We start from the raw sequence: 13,965 nt of genomic DNA, 5'->3' as shown, positions 1-13,965 counted from the left end.
CACATCACAGCGTCCGAACGGCGCGTCACATGATCACAGGGCAAAGGTTCTCTGATGCGGCACTAGAAAAGGACCGACATGAACGTGTCGACCTCCTGGAAGCCGACCCTGCGGTAGACGGCCCGGGCCGGGGTGTTGAAGTCGTTGACGTACAGGGTGACGACCGGCGCGAAGCACGCCAGCGCGGCCTCGACGACCGCGGCCATGCCGGCGACGGCGAAGCCCTGGCCGCGCAGCTCCGGATCCACCCACACGCCCTGCACCTGGCAGGCGAACGGGGTCACCGCGCCGATCTCGGCCTTGAACACCACCCGGCCGTCCTCGATGCGCGCGTACGAGCGGCCGATGCGGATCAGCTCCGACACGCGGGTGCGGTAGAGGGCGCCGCCGTCGCCGAGATTGGGCGACACGCCGACCTCCTCGGTGAACATCGCCACGCACGCCGGCAGGACGATGTCGAACTCCTCCGGCCGCACCCGGCGCACCAGCGGATCGGCGGGCACGGGCGGCTTGTGGGAGGTGGCCATGACCGGCTGCGCCCACCGGATGGCCCGCGCCCTGCCCCAGTACGGCTCCAGCCGCTCCCACAGCAGCGAGACGGCGTCGGCCGGACCCACGATGGACGAGCAGCGCCGTCCCTGCTTGCGCGCGCGGTCGGCGAAGGCGTGCACGGCCTCCGGGCCGGCGTTGACCGGGACCAGGTTGGCGCCGGCATAGCACAGCGAGACGAGCCCGCCACGCGGCCCGAACCCCCACATCTGCCCACCGAGCCGCGCCTGGTTGAGGCCGACGGTCCGCACGCGGGAGGCGACGAAGACGTTCGCGACCGGGTCGCTGTCGAGCAAGGCCAGAGCCTCGTCCCGGTCGTTGTCATCGAGCACGCGCGACGCCGAGGTACGCAGCATCACATGGTCAGACTACGCGAAGCCCCACCGATTAGCTCATCCTGACAGGGCCTCGGTGAGCCTTTCCTGTCCGCGGGCGTGCCGGGCGGCCGTCCGGCCCGCGGGCTGCGGCTCCGGCAGGGCGGGGCACGTGGCCGTCCGCTCCGGCACCCTCCCGCCGGCGAGGTAGGCGGTCAGGTGCCGGTCGACGCAGGCGTTGCCCGCCAGGGAGATGCCGTGGTTGCCGCCTGCCTCGACGACCATCCGCGCCGTCGGGAACCTGCGCAACATGCCGAGCGCGCCCGAGTACGGCGTGGCCGCGTCGCCCCGGGACTGGATCATGAGGATGGGCGGCAGGCCGGCACGTCCGCGGACGTCCACCGGGCTCTTGCCCTGCACCGGCCAGAACGCGCAGGGGGCGTTGAACCAGGCGTTCGGCCAGGTGAGGAACGGGGCGCGGCGGTGCAGGGGCGCCATGTCGGTCTGCCAGGCGGCCCAGTCGCGCGGCCACGACGCGTCGGCGCACTGGACGCTCAGGTAGACGGCATAGCCGTTCTCGTCCTCGGTGGTGTGGCCGCCGAGCCGGTCGTAGTCGTCGAGCAGGCCACGCACGTCGCCCTGCCGTACGTACCGGGACCAGACGGAGGCCAGCTCGGGCCAGAGCCGGTCGGTGTAGCCGCCGGCGGTGAAGACGTCGTCGAGCTCGCTCGGCCCCACCACGCCGCCGGCCGGGCGCTCGCGCAGCCGGGCGCGCATCGCGTACCAGGCGAACGAGGTCTGCTCCTCGGTACGGCCGAGCTGGTAGACGTCGTTGTGCCGGGCGACCCAGGCCAGGAAGTCGCGGTGCCGCCGGTCGAAGGCGACGTCCTGGTTGAGGTTGGCCTGGTACCAGACGGCGCCCGGGTCGACGGAGCTGTCGAGGACCAGGCGGCGCACCCGCTCCGGGAAGAGCGTGGCGTAGACGGCGCCGAGGTAGGTGCCGTAGGAGTAGCCGAGGTAGGAGATCTTCTCCTCGCCGAGCGCGACGCGGACGCGGTCGATGTCGCGGGCGGCCTCGACGGTGGTCATGTGCGGCAGCAGCCACGCCCACCGGTCGCCGCACCGGCCGGCGTACTGCTGGGCCCTGCCGAGCAGGACGGCCTCCTCGGCGGCGTCGCGCGGCACGGCGTCGGCGCGGGGCGCGGCGTAGTAGGTGCCGGGGTCCACGCAGTGCATGGCGGGCTCGCTGCCGCCGACGCCGCGCGGGTCGAACCCGACGACGTCGTAACGGCCTGCGACACCCTCGGGCAGGGCGCCGGCGACGAACTCGGCCAGCTTCCGCCCGGAGGCGCCGGGGCCGCCGGGGTTCACCAGCAGGGTGCCGAGGTAACGGCCACCGTCGCGCGAGACGGTGGCCGGGATCCGGTTGACGGCGATCGTGAGGGTGTGGCCCAGGGGCTGCCGGTAGTCGAGGGGGACCCGGACGGCCCCGCACTCGGTGCGGGCGGCGTGCGCGGGGGCGGCCTGCGCCCGGGAGCCGGCCGTGTCAGCGGCGGGACACGCTCCCCACACGACGGACGGGGCAGCCGAGCCGGTGGACCGGGTGACCGAGCCGGTGAGCTGGACGGCCGAGCCGGTGGACGCCAGGGCCGTTGGGGTCTCGCCGGCCGCCGCCGGGCCGCCTCCGGCGCTCACCACCCCACCGGCCAGCGTCACCACCGCCGCCACGACCCGGACGCACCGCTTCACCCGTCTCATGCCTACAGATGCTGCCTGCCCGCGACCGGGCGGGCGTGCCGCATGACCGAACCCTTGCCATTCTGTAATGATCCGATGGCTTAACGTAACGTATGCCAGGTGGGCCGGGGTCGCCCACTCAGCCGACGGTGACCTGCGGTCCGGGGGCGTCGTCGTCGAGGTCGACCTCCACGCCCATCTCCTCGGCCAGCCGCAGCGCCTCCTCGATGAGCGTCTCGACGATCTGCGACTCCGGCACGGTCTTGATGACCTCGCCCTTGACGAAGATCTGGCCCTTGCCGTTGCCGGACGCCACGCCCAGGTCGGCCTCGCGCGCCTCGCCGGGCCCGTTGACGACGCAGCCCATGACGGCGACGCGCAGCGGCACCTTCATGCCCTCCAGCCCGGCCTGCACCTGCTCGGCCAGCGTGTAGACGTCGACCTGGGCGCGACCGCACGACGGGCAGGAGACGATCTCCAGGCCGCGCTCGCGCAGCCCGAGCGACTCCAGGATCTGCGTGCCGACCTTGACCTCCTCGACCGGGGGCGCGGACAGCGAGACGCGGATCGTGTCGCCGATGCCCTCGGCCAGCAGCGCGCCGAACGCGACGGCCGACTTGATCGTGCCCTGGAAGGCGGGGCCGGCCTCGGTGACGCCCAGGTGCAGCGGGTAGTCGCACCTGGCGGCCAGCAACCGGTAGGCGTTGATCATGACGACGGGGTCGTTGTGCTTGACCGAGATCTTGATGTCGCGGAAGCCGTGCTCCTCGAACAGCGAGCACTCCCACAGCGCCGACTCGACCAGCGCCTCCGGGGTGGCCTTGCCGTACTTCTGGAGCAGGCGCGGGTCGAGGGAGCCGGCGTTGACCCCGATGCGGATGGGCACGCCGTGGTCGGCCGCCGCCTTGGCGATCTCGCCCACCTTGTCGTCGAACTTCTTGATGTTGCCCGGGTTGACGCGCACCGCCGCGCAGCCCGCCTCGATGGCGGCGAAGACGTACTTGGGCTGGAAGTGGATGTCGGCGATCACCGGGATCTGCGACTTCCTGGCGATGATCGGCAGCGCGTCGGCGTCGTCCTGCGACGGCACGGCCACGCGGACGATCTGGCAGCCGGAGGCCGTCAGCTCGGCGATCTGCTGGAGGGTGGAGTTGACGTCGGCGGTGACCGTGGTGGTCATGGACTGCACGGAGACCGGCGCGTCGCCCCCCACGAGCACGTCGCCGACCCTGATCTGGCGCGAGTGGCGGCGTTCGGCGAGCGGCTTGGGGCGGACCGTCGGTATGCCGAGTGCTACAGAAGACATTTCAACCCTTAGGTGTCGAAGACGATGTCCAGTCTAGGAAGTCAGCGGGACTGCCCTGCCGCCAGCTCCGCCGCCCGGGCTCGGGCCCAGGCGTCGGCGGCCAGCACCTCCTCCACGGAGCCGGCCGGAGTCACCTCGTGCTCCTCCACGACCCGGGCCACGGTGTCGACGATGGCGAGGAACGGCAGCTCCCCGCGCAGGAACACGTTCAGGCACGCCTCGTTGGCGGCGTTGTAGACGGCGGGCGCGGTGCCGCCGGCCTCGCCGACGTGGCGGGCCAGCGCGACGGCGGGGAACGCCTCGTCGTCGAGGGGCTCGAAGGTCCAGGTGTGGGCCTTGGTCCAGTCGACGGGCGGGGCGGCGCCGGCCAGGCGGCCGGGGTGTCCCAGGGCGAGCGCGATGGGCAGCCGCATGTCGGGCGGGCTCGCCTGGGCGATGGTGGAGCCGTCCACGTACTCCACCATGGAGTGGATGATCGACTGGGGGTGGACCACGACGTCGATCCGGTCGAACCCGAGGTCGAACAGCAGGTGCGCCTCGATGACCTCCAGCCCCTTGTTGACCAGGGTGGCGGAGTTGACGGTGATCGTCGGGCCCATCGACCAGGTGGGGTGGGCCAGCGCCATCTCGGGCGTCACGTCGGCCATCTCGGCGCGGGTCCTGCCCCGGAACGGGCCGCCGCTGGCCGTGATGACCAGCTTCCTGACCGCGTCGGCGTCATGACCATGGGGCCCGGCCGCCCACAGGCACTGCTGCACCGCCGAGTGCTCGGAGTCGACGGGGACGATCTGGCCCGGCTTGGCCAGCCGCTTGACCAGGGGCCCGCCGACGATCAGCGACTCCTTGTTGGCCAGTGCCAGCGTGCGGCCCGCCTCCAGGGCGACCAGCGTGGAGGTGAGGCCGAGCGCCCCGGTGATGCCGTTGAGCACGATGTCGCACCGCCACCCGGCCACCTCGGCGACCCCGTCCGGGCCGCCGAGCACCACGGGCCCGGCTCCGAGGGCGGCCAGCGCCTCCTTCAGCTCCGGCACCCGCGCGGCGTCGGCCACCGCGACGACCTCCGCGCCCAGCTCGGCGGCCTGCCGGGCGAGCAGGTCGACCCGGCCGCCCCCGGCCGCCAGACCGGCGACCCGGAACCTTCCGGGGTTGGCGGTGACGACGTCGAGGGCCTGGGTTCCGATCGAGCCGGTGGAGCCGAGAACGACGACGGATCGGAGGGTCTCTGCATGCACGCGTCCATTCTCCCCGCTCGCCGGCTCGCCCGGGCACGCGGCCATGACCCGCCGGAAACCCGCGCCTTATGTGACCCTCCGTGCCGCGAGCAGTTCGTACGGTTATGGAGCCATATCCGTCTGCGCATAGCTTGAGAAAAACCCGATATCTCGCACGTACCTCCCCATGGCAGATCCGGTTTCGGGAGGTACGTAATGCACCGTAGAGTCGCCCTGCTCGCCGCCCTCGCACTCGCCACGACGACCGTGACGGCCGGCCTGGCCGCCGCGCCGGCTCAGGCGGGGTCCCAGGTGGGCTCACAGGCCGGGTCCGGCGCCGGGTCACAGGTCGCCTCGACCGCCGCCGAGCCCGGCCCGGTTCGCTGGTCCACCACGAACTCCTCCTCCGAGCGATCGTCCGTCCTGCGGTACTGGACGTCGCAGCGCATGCTGGCGGCGCGGCCCCTCGACACGCCCGCGCCCCGGCGCACCACCCGCTCCGGCGGGCCGACCCAGGGCAGCCCCTGGGCCACGCGCGGCGCCTCGGCGGCCGTCCCCCGGCGCGGCCCGCTGCGCGTCACGTCCGTGGCCGCGCGGCGGCAGGCACTGGCGCCCGACAGCACCGGGCTGCGCTGGACCGACGGCGGCGCCGTCGTGCGCACCGTCGGCCGGGTCTTCTTCACCACCGCCGGCGGCGGCAACGCGTCCTGCTCCGGCACGGCCGTGACCAGTGCCAACAAGAGCGTCGTGATGACCGCCGGGCACTGCGTGAAGATGGACGGCGCCGCGCACCGCAACTGGGTGTTCGTCCCGGGCTTCGACAACGGCAGGCGGCCCTTCGGCACCTGGGTGGCCACCAGGCTGCTGACCACCCAGCAGTGGAACGCCCGCGAGGACATCAACTTCGACATCGGCGCCGCCGTGGTGGCGCCGCTCCAGGGCCGCGCGCTGGTGGACGCCGTGGGCGGCCAGGGCGTGGCGTTCAACCAGCCGCGAGGGCGCCAGACGTACGCCTTCGGCTTCCCGGCGGCGGCGCCGTTCGACGGCTCGGCGCTGATCTACTGCAGTGGGCGCACGTTCGACGACACCGTCATGACGCGCGACCAAGGGCTGGCCTGCCGGATGACCGGGGGCTCCAGCGGCGGCCCGTGGTTCCGGGGCTTCGACGAGTCGACCGGCCTCGGCTGGCTCAACTCCGTCAACAGCTTCAAGTACAACTTCGCCCCGAACGTCATGATGGGCCCGTTCTTCGGCAACGAGGCACAAGCCCTTTACCAGGCGGCGCAAAGCACCAACGCGCTGTGAAGCTTTTCACCGGATGTAGTCACAAGACCACATGACGTAGTGCACACTCGGTTGCCATGACCCTGAGCTCCCCTCTGCTGGCGGCCGTTCCGCTCGTCGCGGGGCTGATGGGGCCCGCCCTCATCGGCGCGACGCCGGAGCCCCCGAGCCGGCCCGGCCGTCCTCCCGCCGCCCCCGCACCCTCCCCGGCCCGCACGCCGTCCACCGGGCTCCCGTCCGGGGGCCCTGCCGAGCCCCGGTCCGGGGACCGGGGCGGGGCCGTCGTGGAGCACGTGGCCGCGCGCATGCCCGCCGACCAGCGCCGCGTGCTCGGCTACTGGACGCGCGAGCGGATGGCCCGCGCCCTGCCCATCAACCTGCTCGACGGCGTACCAAGCGGCGGCCTGCTCGGCGGCGTGACGGGCCGGTCGGGCCTGTCCACCGCCCCGGGCCTGTCCCACGGCGCGCTCAAGCTCCTCCCGCCACCCGCCCGACCGGCGCTCGGCGCACCGGGCGGCCGGGCAGCCGGAGCACCGGGCGGCCGCGCGGCCGAGCGCCGCCACCAGTCCGCCCGGCCGCAGCTCATCACGGCCGGCTCGCGCTGGACCACCGGCGGCGCCGTGACCCGGACGACCGGCCGGGTGTTCATGACCCTGCGCGGCGTGGACTTCGTCTGCTCCGCCGGCACCGTGCGCAGCGCCAACCGCGACGTCGTCGTCACCGCCGGGCACTGCGTCAAGGACGGCACCGGCCCGTGGGCGGAGAACTGGACGTTCGTCCCCGGCTACCGGCAGGGCGGCGGCGAGCCGTTCGGCAGGTACGCGGCGCGGCGCATGTTCGTCGCGGGGCCGTGGTCGCGCTCCGCCGACGACGATTACGACGTGGGCATGGTGGCGCTGACGACCTGGGCGAACCGGCACGTCACCGACGCGGTGGGGGCCCAGGAGATCGCCTTCAACACCGGGCGCGGCGGCCAGGCGTTCGGCTTCGGCTACCCGGCCGACCCGCCCTACACGGGCGAGCACCTCGTCTACTGCGCCGGCAAGCTGCGCAACGACCCCCACGGTCAGACCCGCGACCAGGGCCTCGGCTGCGACATGACGGCCGGGTCGAGCGGCGGCCCCTGGCTGTCCGGCTTCGACCACGCCACCGGCTGGGGCACGATGACGTCCCTGAGCAGCTTCAAGTACAGCGACGACCGCCGCACCATGTACGGCCCCTACTTCGGCGACACGATCAAGACCCTCTTCACCACCGCCGAACGCGCCTGACCTTGATGCGGGTGATCCACCTTCTTCGCCATGAAGGTCACCCGTCCCCCGGCCCACGACCCCATCGTCCTGGAGCTGTGCGCCGAGCAGCAGGCCGAGCTCGCCCACCGGCGGCGCGACGTGGTCGACGACACCCCGAAGCACCTCGACCCGCGCATCTCGTTCGTGCTGCTGTGGCCGGACGAGGACGGCGGCGCGAGGGACAGGGCCGCCGAGGCGGTGGGCTGCGCCGGGCTCCAGCCGCTCGAGCCCGGCGTGGACGAGGTCAAGCGCGTGTACCTCCGGCCGGCGGCCCGTGGCCGGGGGCTGTCGCGCCTGCGCGGAAAGCGACCGCTTCGAGAAGCGACTGACCGAGCCGGCCCCTCAGAGCACCGCCGTCCAGAGGCTCAGAGGGTGAGCCCGGTGATCACCATGACCTTCTCGTAGGTGAGGTCGCTCATCGCCGAGGCCAGGCCCTCGCGGCCGATGCCCGAGTCCTTCACCCCGCCGTACGGCATCTGGTCGGCCCGGTACGACGGCACGTCACCGATGATGACGCCGCCCACCTCCAGCTCCCGGTTGGCCCGGAAGGCCGCGTCCAGCGACCGCGTGAACACCCCGGCCTGCAGTCCGTACGCCGAGTCGTTGACCATGGCGTACGCCTCGTCCATCGACGCGGCCCGCTGGAGGATCATGACGGGGCCGAAGACCTCCTCGCGCGCCACCTTGGCGTCGGCGGGCACGTCGGCGAGGACCGTGGGCGTGATGGTGGCGCCCTCGCGGGTGCCACCGGCGAGCACGCGGGCGCCGCCGTCCACCGCCTCCTTGACCCACCGCTCGACCCGCTCGGCCGCCGCCTGCGACACGAGCGGCCCGACCTGGGTCTTCTCGTCGGCGGGGTCGCCCGTGACGAGCGCGCCGACTGCCGGGAGCAGCCGCTCCACGAACGCGTCGTACACCGGCTCCTCGACGATGACCCGCTGCACGGCGATGCAGCTCTGGCCGGCCTGGTAGTTGGAGTAGAGCGCGACGCGGGTGGCCGCCCAGTCGAGGTCGGCGTCGGCCAGCACCACGGCCGCCGCGTTGCCGCCGAGCTCCAGCGTCACGTGCTTGCGCGGGACCTGGTCTGCGATCGCGTACCCGACCGGCGCCGAGCCGGTGAACGACACGACGGGCAACCGCGGGTCCTGGACCAGCGCGCCGGCGCGGTCGTTCTCGACCGGCAGGATGGAGAACATCCCGGCCGGCAGGTCGGTCTCCGCCAGGATCTCGCCGAGCACGAGCGAGGTGAGCGGCGTGGCGGGCGCCGGCTTCACGATCACGGGGGCGCCGACCGCGATCGCGGGCGCGACCTTGTGGGCGACGAGGTTCAGCGGGAAGTTGAACGGGGTGATCGCCAGCACCGGCCCGTACGGCACGCGCGAGACGTAGGCCAGCCGGCCGGCGGCGGCCGGCTCGGTGTCGAGCCGCTGCACCTCCCCCGACCAGCGGCGGGTCTCCTCGGCGGCGAACCGGAACGTCGCGACGGCCCGGGCGACCTCGCCCCGCGCCCAGAGAACGGGCTTGCCGTTCTCGGCGGTGATCAGCCGGGCGATCTCGTCGGCCCGCTCGGCGAGGCGGCGCGACACGTGAGCCAGGGCCTCGGCGCGCACGTGCACGGGCAGCGCGGCTGCCTGCCGGGCCACCTCCGCGGCGGCCGCGACGGCCTCCTCGACCTGGGCGTCGGTCGGCACGGAGTGCCTGCCGACCTCACGACCGTCGAGAGGATTGGTGACGGTGAGCTCGGTGTCCCCGGTGGCGGGGCGTCCTGCGAGCCAGAAGGTGCGCACGTCCATACCTCTGACGTTATGCCACCGCGAACTTCGGCCGATTTGGCCACGACGCACAAACCCCCCGAGGCGGCCCGCCGGTGCGTACAACCCCGAACCCCGCGCACCGGGAACTGGAGCGGCAGCCGCCAGGTCGTCCTGCGTCGCCGCGCGGTCGATGCGGCGCGGTCATGCCCGCTCCTGGTGTGCCCGCAGGAAGTCCAGGACGATCGCGGCGGTCTCGTCGGGACGCTCGTAGTGCGGCAGATGCCCCACACCGTCGAGCAGGCGGAGGTCGGCGCGGGAGAACACGGTGCGCAGGACCTCCTCCGGCGGCATCGGGGTCACGGGGTCCTGGCGTCCCCACACCACCTGCACCGGAACGTCTCCGGTGTCGACGAACCGATACAGGTACTCGGCTCCGTGGACCGGGACGTTGCGGAGCGCGGAGAGCAGGCTGCGCTTGAAGCCCTGGTAGCGAAGCTCCGGCAGCATGCGCGCCTGGACCCGGGCCACCACCCGCCGGTCGCGCGAGTAGCCGGGCAGGCGGGACTTCAACGCCCGATCCCCGAAGACCCGGAAGAAGGGCAGACCTATGCCGGGCAGCATGGCCAGGCGCAGCCCGGGGTTGAGCGGGGTGGCGAAGCCGTCGGGAGAGACCAGGCACAGGCGGGAGACCCGTTCGGAGTGGTGCACGGCGAACTCGGCCGCGATCGGCCCGCCGAACGCCAGGGCGACGAGTGTCACCGGGCGGTCGATGCCGAGCGTGTCCAGCAGGTCGACGATCTGCTCCTCGAACAGCTGCTGGTCGTGTTCCACCTCGGGACGGTCGCTGAAGCCGATGCCGTAGCGGTCGTAGCGAATGGTGCGGTACCCGGCCCGGGCCAGCCGTTCGTACAGGCCGTCCCACACCCACAGGGACAGGGTCGCTCCCGGGATGAACAAGATCGGCTCTCCCGATTCGGGGCCGTCCGTCACGACGTGCGTCGTGCCGTGGCGGAGCCGGACGAACGACCCGGGCGCGTCCTGCCTGGCGCGGGCGTCCATCGGGACGGTCTCACCGCGGGAACGGCTCAGCAGCGCGGGCAGGGCGATCGCCGTGGCGGCCAGGGCGAGTGCGGAGCTCAGGCGCATGGGTGTCACTCCTTGGCGAAAAGGGACGGGTAAGCTAATGACCGTTGGTCAGTCCACTGACCGTCGGTCAGTCTGTACGAATGACCAGCGGTCAGTCAAGCGATCGTGGAGGCATGGCCATGAGCAGGGGCCCGGAAACCGTGCGGAAACGCGTGATCAAGCCGGCCGGCGAACGCCGCGCCGAGCTGCTGGACGCGGCCATGGACGTCTTCACCGAGCGCGGGGTGGCCGACGCCACCGTCAGCGACATCACCGCGCGGGCGGAGGTCGCCAAGGGCAGCTTCTACCTGCACTTCTCCGCCAAGGAGCAGGTCGTGGCCGCCCTCTGGGAGCGGTACGTGGCCGGCTATCTCCAGCTCGCCGAAGCCGTTCTCGCCGACCGGACCCCCCAGGACGACTGGATCGACGTGCTGACCGCGCTGCTGGAGCGCCTGATCGACCACGCCGTGGAGCACGCCGACCTGCACCGCGTCGTCTACGGCTCCGCCGACGCCAAGGCCCTCGCCCTGTGCTGGGAGACCAACCAGCAGGTGATCGACCTGCTGGCCGAGGCGATCAAGCGCGGGATGACCGCCGGAGTCCTTCGACAGGGCGCGCCAGAGGTCTTCGCCCGCGTCACGTACCACGGGGTGCACGGCGCCCTGCACGACATGATCTCCGACACGGCACCGTACGACAAGGACGAGGTCGTAGCGAGCATGCGCGACATCGTCGGCCGCGTCCTCGACCCCGACCGCTGACCCCGGCTTCCGGGCCCCGGGATTACCGTAACGGACCCCGCCCGACCCACTCCTTTACCCACCATGTAACAGAAGTAGACCTAATTCGGGATGTTTACCGTGCGGAGCGGTTTGAACGAACCCCGCCCTGGCTAAGTCAACGTGTGCGGGTCTCCAGCGCGGCGGGCCCCCGAGCAGAAAGGCGTGGGCCCATGACCTCCTCGGCGCCGCTTGGACTTCAGGGCGCCTACCTGCTGGGCGAACGGGCGAGCCACGACGAGCTGCGTTCCAGGCTGCTGGACGTCGCCGTCAACCTGCTGGTGAGTGACGGGCCGGAGAGCCTGACCATGCGCAGGATCGCCAGCGAGGCCGGCTGCACCACCACCGTGATCTACACGATGTTCGGCAACCGGGAGGGACTCGCCGAGGCCTTGTACCTGGAGGGCTTCGAGCGCTTCAGGCGGTTCCTGGAGGCGGTGCCGCAGCGCGACAACCCCTTCGAGTACCTGTCGGCCCTCGGCCCCGCCTACCGTCAGGCGTGCCTGGCCGAGCCCGGCTACTACAGCCTCATGTTCGAGCGGGCCATCCCCGGCTTCGAGCCGAGCGAGCGCGCCAGGACCCTGGCCCGCGCCGCGCTGAACATCCTCGACCGGGTCATCGCCGACTGCATCTCGGCCGGCTACCTCGTCCCGACCCAGCCTCGCAAGATCGCCGACGCGCTCTGGGCGGCGGCGCAGGGCGCCGTCAGCCTCGAACGGGCCGGCCACCTGCGCGACGCCCAGACCTACGAGGCGGTCACTACGGCGACGATCTGCTGTTACCTGGTCTCCAGGCAGTAGACGCGTCAGCGGGCGGCCTCGCGGAGGCAGCGGTGGCCGCCAGCGCGATCCACAGCTCGGCCCGTACGCCCGGGTCGTCGAGGTCCCGTCCGAGCAGCTCGGCCACGCGCCGCATCCGGTAGCGCAGCGTGTGGCGATGGACGCCGAGCCGCTGGGCCGCCGCGTCCCAGTGGCCGTTGCAGCTCAGGTAGGCGCGCAGCGACTCGACGAGGTCGGCGCGCGAGCCGTACCGGGTGAGCGGGGCGAGCAGTGCGTCGGCGAACGCCCGCGCGGCGCCCGGGTCGAGCAGCCTCAGCAGTCCCTGCCCGGCCAGGTCGGCGAACCGCACCACCTCGCCGTCTCCGGCCGCCGCCAGCGCGCGCCGCGCCTGGTCGAGGGCGCCGGCCAGCTCGCCGTACGAGCAAGGGGCGCTCACACCGACGCGCCCACCGGCGAAGGCGGCCACCTCCTCGGCGCCCCCCTCCCCCACGACGGCCACCACCAGCCTCTCGCCCCCGGAGCCACGCCCACCCGAACCGGCCCCGCTCGCCGCGCTGTCGGAGGCCGTGGCCACGCCGTGTGCCGTCGCGGGGCCGTTCGCCGTGACGCCCGATGCCGGGGACGCTGGGGAAGCCGGACTGGAAGGCCCGGGAGACACCGGTGACGCGGGAAGCAGGGCCGTGAAGGCATGGGGCTCCAGGGCCTCCTCCAGTGCCTCCAGGGTCTCCACCGGGGCCGCCAGCACGGTCAGCGGCTCCTCGGGCAGCCGTACGCCGACCGGCTCCAGCACCGCGCGTCCCTGCTCGTACGCCCCGGCCAGCAGCAGCTCCAGTACGGCCGAGCACAGCCGCCGCTCGGCCTCCAGCCGGACTCCGCCCTGTTCGATCGCCAGCGTGAGCAGTGAGGCGGCGGCGTTGAGCACCGTGTGGCCCACCGGCGAGAAGGGCCGGGACGCGCCGGCCGCGAAGAACCCGCGCGGACGCGGCCCTCCACCGAGCGGCAGCACCACCATGTGCCCCTCGGGCCCGGACAGCGCCAGGCTCGCGGGCCGCCCCGCCTGGGCCACCGACGCCCCCGGCCGCCCACCCTGCGCCGCCGATCCCGGCCGCCCGCCGCCGACGCTCACCGGCGCGGGCTTACCGGGCTGCGCCTGCGCGGCCTGCGGGTCGGGCCGGCCCGGGAGCGCGCCCAGGCGGCCGAGCTCGGACGTCACCGTGCGGACCCGCGCGCCGGGTGTCGCGTGGCAGACCTGTCCGGCGTCGTCCAGCAGCGCCGCCCACCCGCTGATCTCCTTGGCCAGGCGGTCGATCAGCGCGTGCGGTCCCTCCGGACGCAGGGCGGCGCGCGTCAGCCGGCCCTGTGCCGCGAAGGCACGCTTGATCTCGTCGTACTGCTCGGCCGCCAGCAGCTCGCTGACCGCCTTGCCGATCGCGATGAACGGCGTCTCGCGCGGCACCTCCAGCAGCGGCAGCCCGGCGGCCGAGGCGGCCCGCACCAGGCCGGGGGGCACCTCCTCGTGCGTCAGGCCCACCGCGAAGCCGAGCCCCGCGACCCCCCGCGCCACCAACCGGGCGACATATCCGGAAAAATCCGATTCCAGGCGCATCCCCGTGGTCAGGAGCAGCTCGTCCCCCTCCAGGTACGGAGTCGGATCCTCCAGCTCGCTGACCGCCACCCACCGGACCACGACTCCCTCGATCGACCCGGCGAGCGGCCGCAGCCCCATCCGCCGCACCACGACCCGAAGCGAAGGCGCCATACGAGAAAGTTGTCCATTCCGGCGAAGACAAGTGCCTCCAGTGTGCCATATCGACGTATCGGCGCAGGTAGGAGCG

At 72.9% G+C, this 13,965-nt stretch carries 12 protein-coding genes; 5 read left to right on the top strand and 7 right to left on the bottom strand.

Annotated features, from left to right (window positions below; translation table 11 throughout):
- Nucleotides 1–62 precede the first annotated feature (62 nt).
- The 4 genes from AB0H64_RS21755 to dxr form a co-directional block, all read right to left on the bottom strand.
- Nucleotides 63–905: a GNAT family N-acetyltransferase gene (locus AB0H64_RS21755; protein WP_357627518.1), complete on the bottom strand. Its 843-nt coding sequence runs from the start codon at nt 903–905 to the stop codon at nt 63–65.
- Between the two features lie 36 nt (nt 906–941).
- Nucleotides 942–2,621 (bottom strand): alpha/beta hydrolase, encoded by a 1,680-nt coding sequence (locus AB0H64_RS21750; protein WP_357627158.1) that lies wholly within the window; start codon nt 2,619–2,621, stop codon nt 942–944.
- A gap of 118 nt (nt 2,622–2,739) precedes the next feature.
- Complete coding sequence (gene ispG, locus AB0H64_RS21745) at nt 2,740–3,906, bottom strand: flavodoxin-dependent (E)-4-hydroxy-3-methylbut-2-enyl-diphosphate synthase (RefSeq protein WP_357627155.1); 1,167 nt, start codon at nt 3,904–3,906, stop codon at nt 2,740–2,742.
- Between the two features lie 41 nt (nt 3,907–3,947).
- On the bottom strand, nt 3,948–5,138 hold the full coding sequence (gene dxr / locus AB0H64_RS21740; protein ID WP_357627152.1) for a 1-deoxy-D-xylulose-5-phosphate reductoisomerase: 1,191 nt from the start codon (nt 5,136–5,138) through the stop codon (nt 3,948–3,950).
- Between the two features lie 195 nt (nt 5,139–5,333).
- On the opposite strand from dxr, the gene AB0H64_RS21735 reads away from it, so the two are divergent.
- The 3 genes from AB0H64_RS21735 to AB0H64_RS21725 are packed head-to-tail and all read left to right on the top strand — an operon-like array spanning nt 5,334 to nt 8,098.
- On the top strand, nt 5,334–6,422 hold the full coding sequence (locus tag AB0H64_RS21735; protein WP_357627149.1) for a peptidase: 1,089 nt from the start codon (nt 5,334–5,336) through the stop codon (nt 6,420–6,422).
- Between the two features lie 56 nt (nt 6,423–6,478).
- Nucleotides 6,479–7,672: a hypothetical protein gene (locus tag AB0H64_RS21730; RefSeq protein WP_357627146.1), complete on the top strand. Its 1,194-nt coding sequence runs from the start codon at nt 6,479–6,481 to the stop codon at nt 7,670–7,672.
- Nucleotides 7,673–7,702: 30 nt separating this feature from the next.
- Nucleotides 7,703–8,098 carry a hypothetical protein gene (locus tag AB0H64_RS21725; protein WP_357627144.1) on the top strand — a complete coding sequence of 132 codons (396 nt, stop codon included), beginning with the start codon at nt 7,703–7,705 and terminating at the stop codon, nt 8,096–8,098.
- Here the strand turns inward: AB0H64_RS21725 and AB0H64_RS21720 are convergent.
- Together AB0H64_RS21720 and AB0H64_RS21715 are read right to left on the bottom strand one after the other, a co-directional pair.
- Nucleotides 8,059–9,486 (bottom strand): aldehyde dehydrogenase family protein, encoded by a 1,428-nt coding sequence (locus AB0H64_RS21720; RefSeq protein ID WP_357627141.1) that lies wholly within the window; start codon nt 9,484–9,486, stop codon nt 8,059–8,061. The two genes, AB0H64_RS21725 and AB0H64_RS21720, sit on opposite strands and share 40 nt — an antisense overlap.
- Before the next feature lie 162 nt (nt 9,487–9,648).
- Nucleotides 9,649–10,593 (bottom strand): alpha/beta hydrolase, encoded by a 945-nt coding sequence (locus AB0H64_RS21715; protein ID WP_357627139.1) that lies wholly within the window; start codon nt 10,591–10,593, stop codon nt 9,649–9,651.
- Nucleotides 10,594–10,706: 113 nt separating this feature from the next.
- Between AB0H64_RS21715 and AB0H64_RS21710 the strand changes: the two genes are divergently transcribed.
- Together AB0H64_RS21710 and AB0H64_RS21705 are read left to right on the top strand one after the other, a co-directional pair.
- Entirely contained in the window at nt 10,707–11,333 is a 627-nt protein-coding gene (locus AB0H64_RS21710; RefSeq protein ID WP_357627136.1) for a TetR/AcrR family transcriptional regulator, read from the top strand.
- Nucleotides 11,334–11,524: 191 nt separating this feature from the next.
- A complete protein-coding gene (locus AB0H64_RS21705) occupies nt 11,525–12,151 on the top strand; it encodes a TetR/AcrR family transcriptional regulator (RefSeq protein WP_357627133.1) in 627 nt (208 codons plus the stop codon).
- Here AB0H64_RS21705 and AB0H64_RS21700 read toward each other — a convergent pair.
- Entirely contained in the window at nt 12,111–13,889 is a 1,779-nt protein-coding gene (locus AB0H64_RS21700) for a PucR family transcriptional regulator (protein WP_357627130.1), read from the bottom strand. The two genes, AB0H64_RS21705 and AB0H64_RS21700, sit on opposite strands and share 41 nt — an antisense overlap.
- Nucleotides 13,890–13,965 lie beyond the last annotated feature (76 nt).

The organism is Nonomuraea sp. NPDC050733, assembly GCF_040654215.1.
Classification (GTDB): Bacteria; Actinomycetota; Actinomycetes; order Streptosporangiales; family Streptosporangiaceae; genus Nonomuraea.
Note: the sequence above shows the minus strand (reverse complement) of the source record. Positions and strands in the feature narration are given on the sequence as shown.

Bases quoted from the DNA above. Each gene is read 5' to 3' on its own strand.
- AB0H64_RS21755 (WP_357627518.1), bottom strand. From the start codon at position 905: ATGCTGCGTACCTCGGCGTCGCGCGTGCTCGATGACAACGACCGGGAC.
- AB0H64_RS21750 (WP_357627158.1), bottom strand. From the start codon at position 2,621: ATGAGACGGGTGAAGCGGTGCGTCCGGGTCGTGGCGGCGGTGGTGACG.
- ispG (WP_357627155.1), bottom strand. From the start codon at position 3,906: ATGTCTTCTGTAGCACTCGGCATACCGACGGTCCGCCCCAAGCCGCTC.
- AB0H64_RS21735 (WP_357627149.1), top strand. From the start codon at position 5,334: ATGCACCGTAGAGTCGCCCTGCTCGCCGCCCTCGCACTCGCCACGACG.
- AB0H64_RS21730 (WP_357627146.1), top strand. From the start codon at position 6,479: ATGACCCTGAGCTCCCCTCTGCTGGCGGCCGTTCCGCTCGTCGCGGGG.
- AB0H64_RS21725 (WP_357627144.1), top strand. From the start codon at position 7,703: ATGAAGGTCACCCGTCCCCCGGCCCACGACCCCATCGTCCTGGAGCTG.
- AB0H64_RS21720 (WP_357627141.1), bottom strand. From the start codon at position 9,486: ATGGACGTGCGCACCTTCTGGCTCGCAGGACGCCCCGCCACCGGGGAC.
- AB0H64_RS21715 (WP_357627139.1), bottom strand. From the start codon at position 10,593: ATGCGCCTGAGCTCCGCACTCGCCCTGGCCGCCACGGCGATCGCCCTG.
- AB0H64_RS21710 (WP_357627136.1), top strand. From the start codon at position 10,707: ATGGCCATGAGCAGGGGCCCGGAAACCGTGCGGAAACGCGTGATCAAG.
- AB0H64_RS21705 (WP_357627133.1), top strand. From the start codon at position 11,525: ATGACCTCCTCGGCGCCGCTTGGACTTCAGGGCGCCTACCTGCTGGGC.
- AB0H64_RS21700 (WP_357627130.1), bottom strand. From the start codon at position 13,889: ATGGCGCCTTCGCTTCGGGTCGTGGTGCGGCGGATGGGGCTGCGGCCG.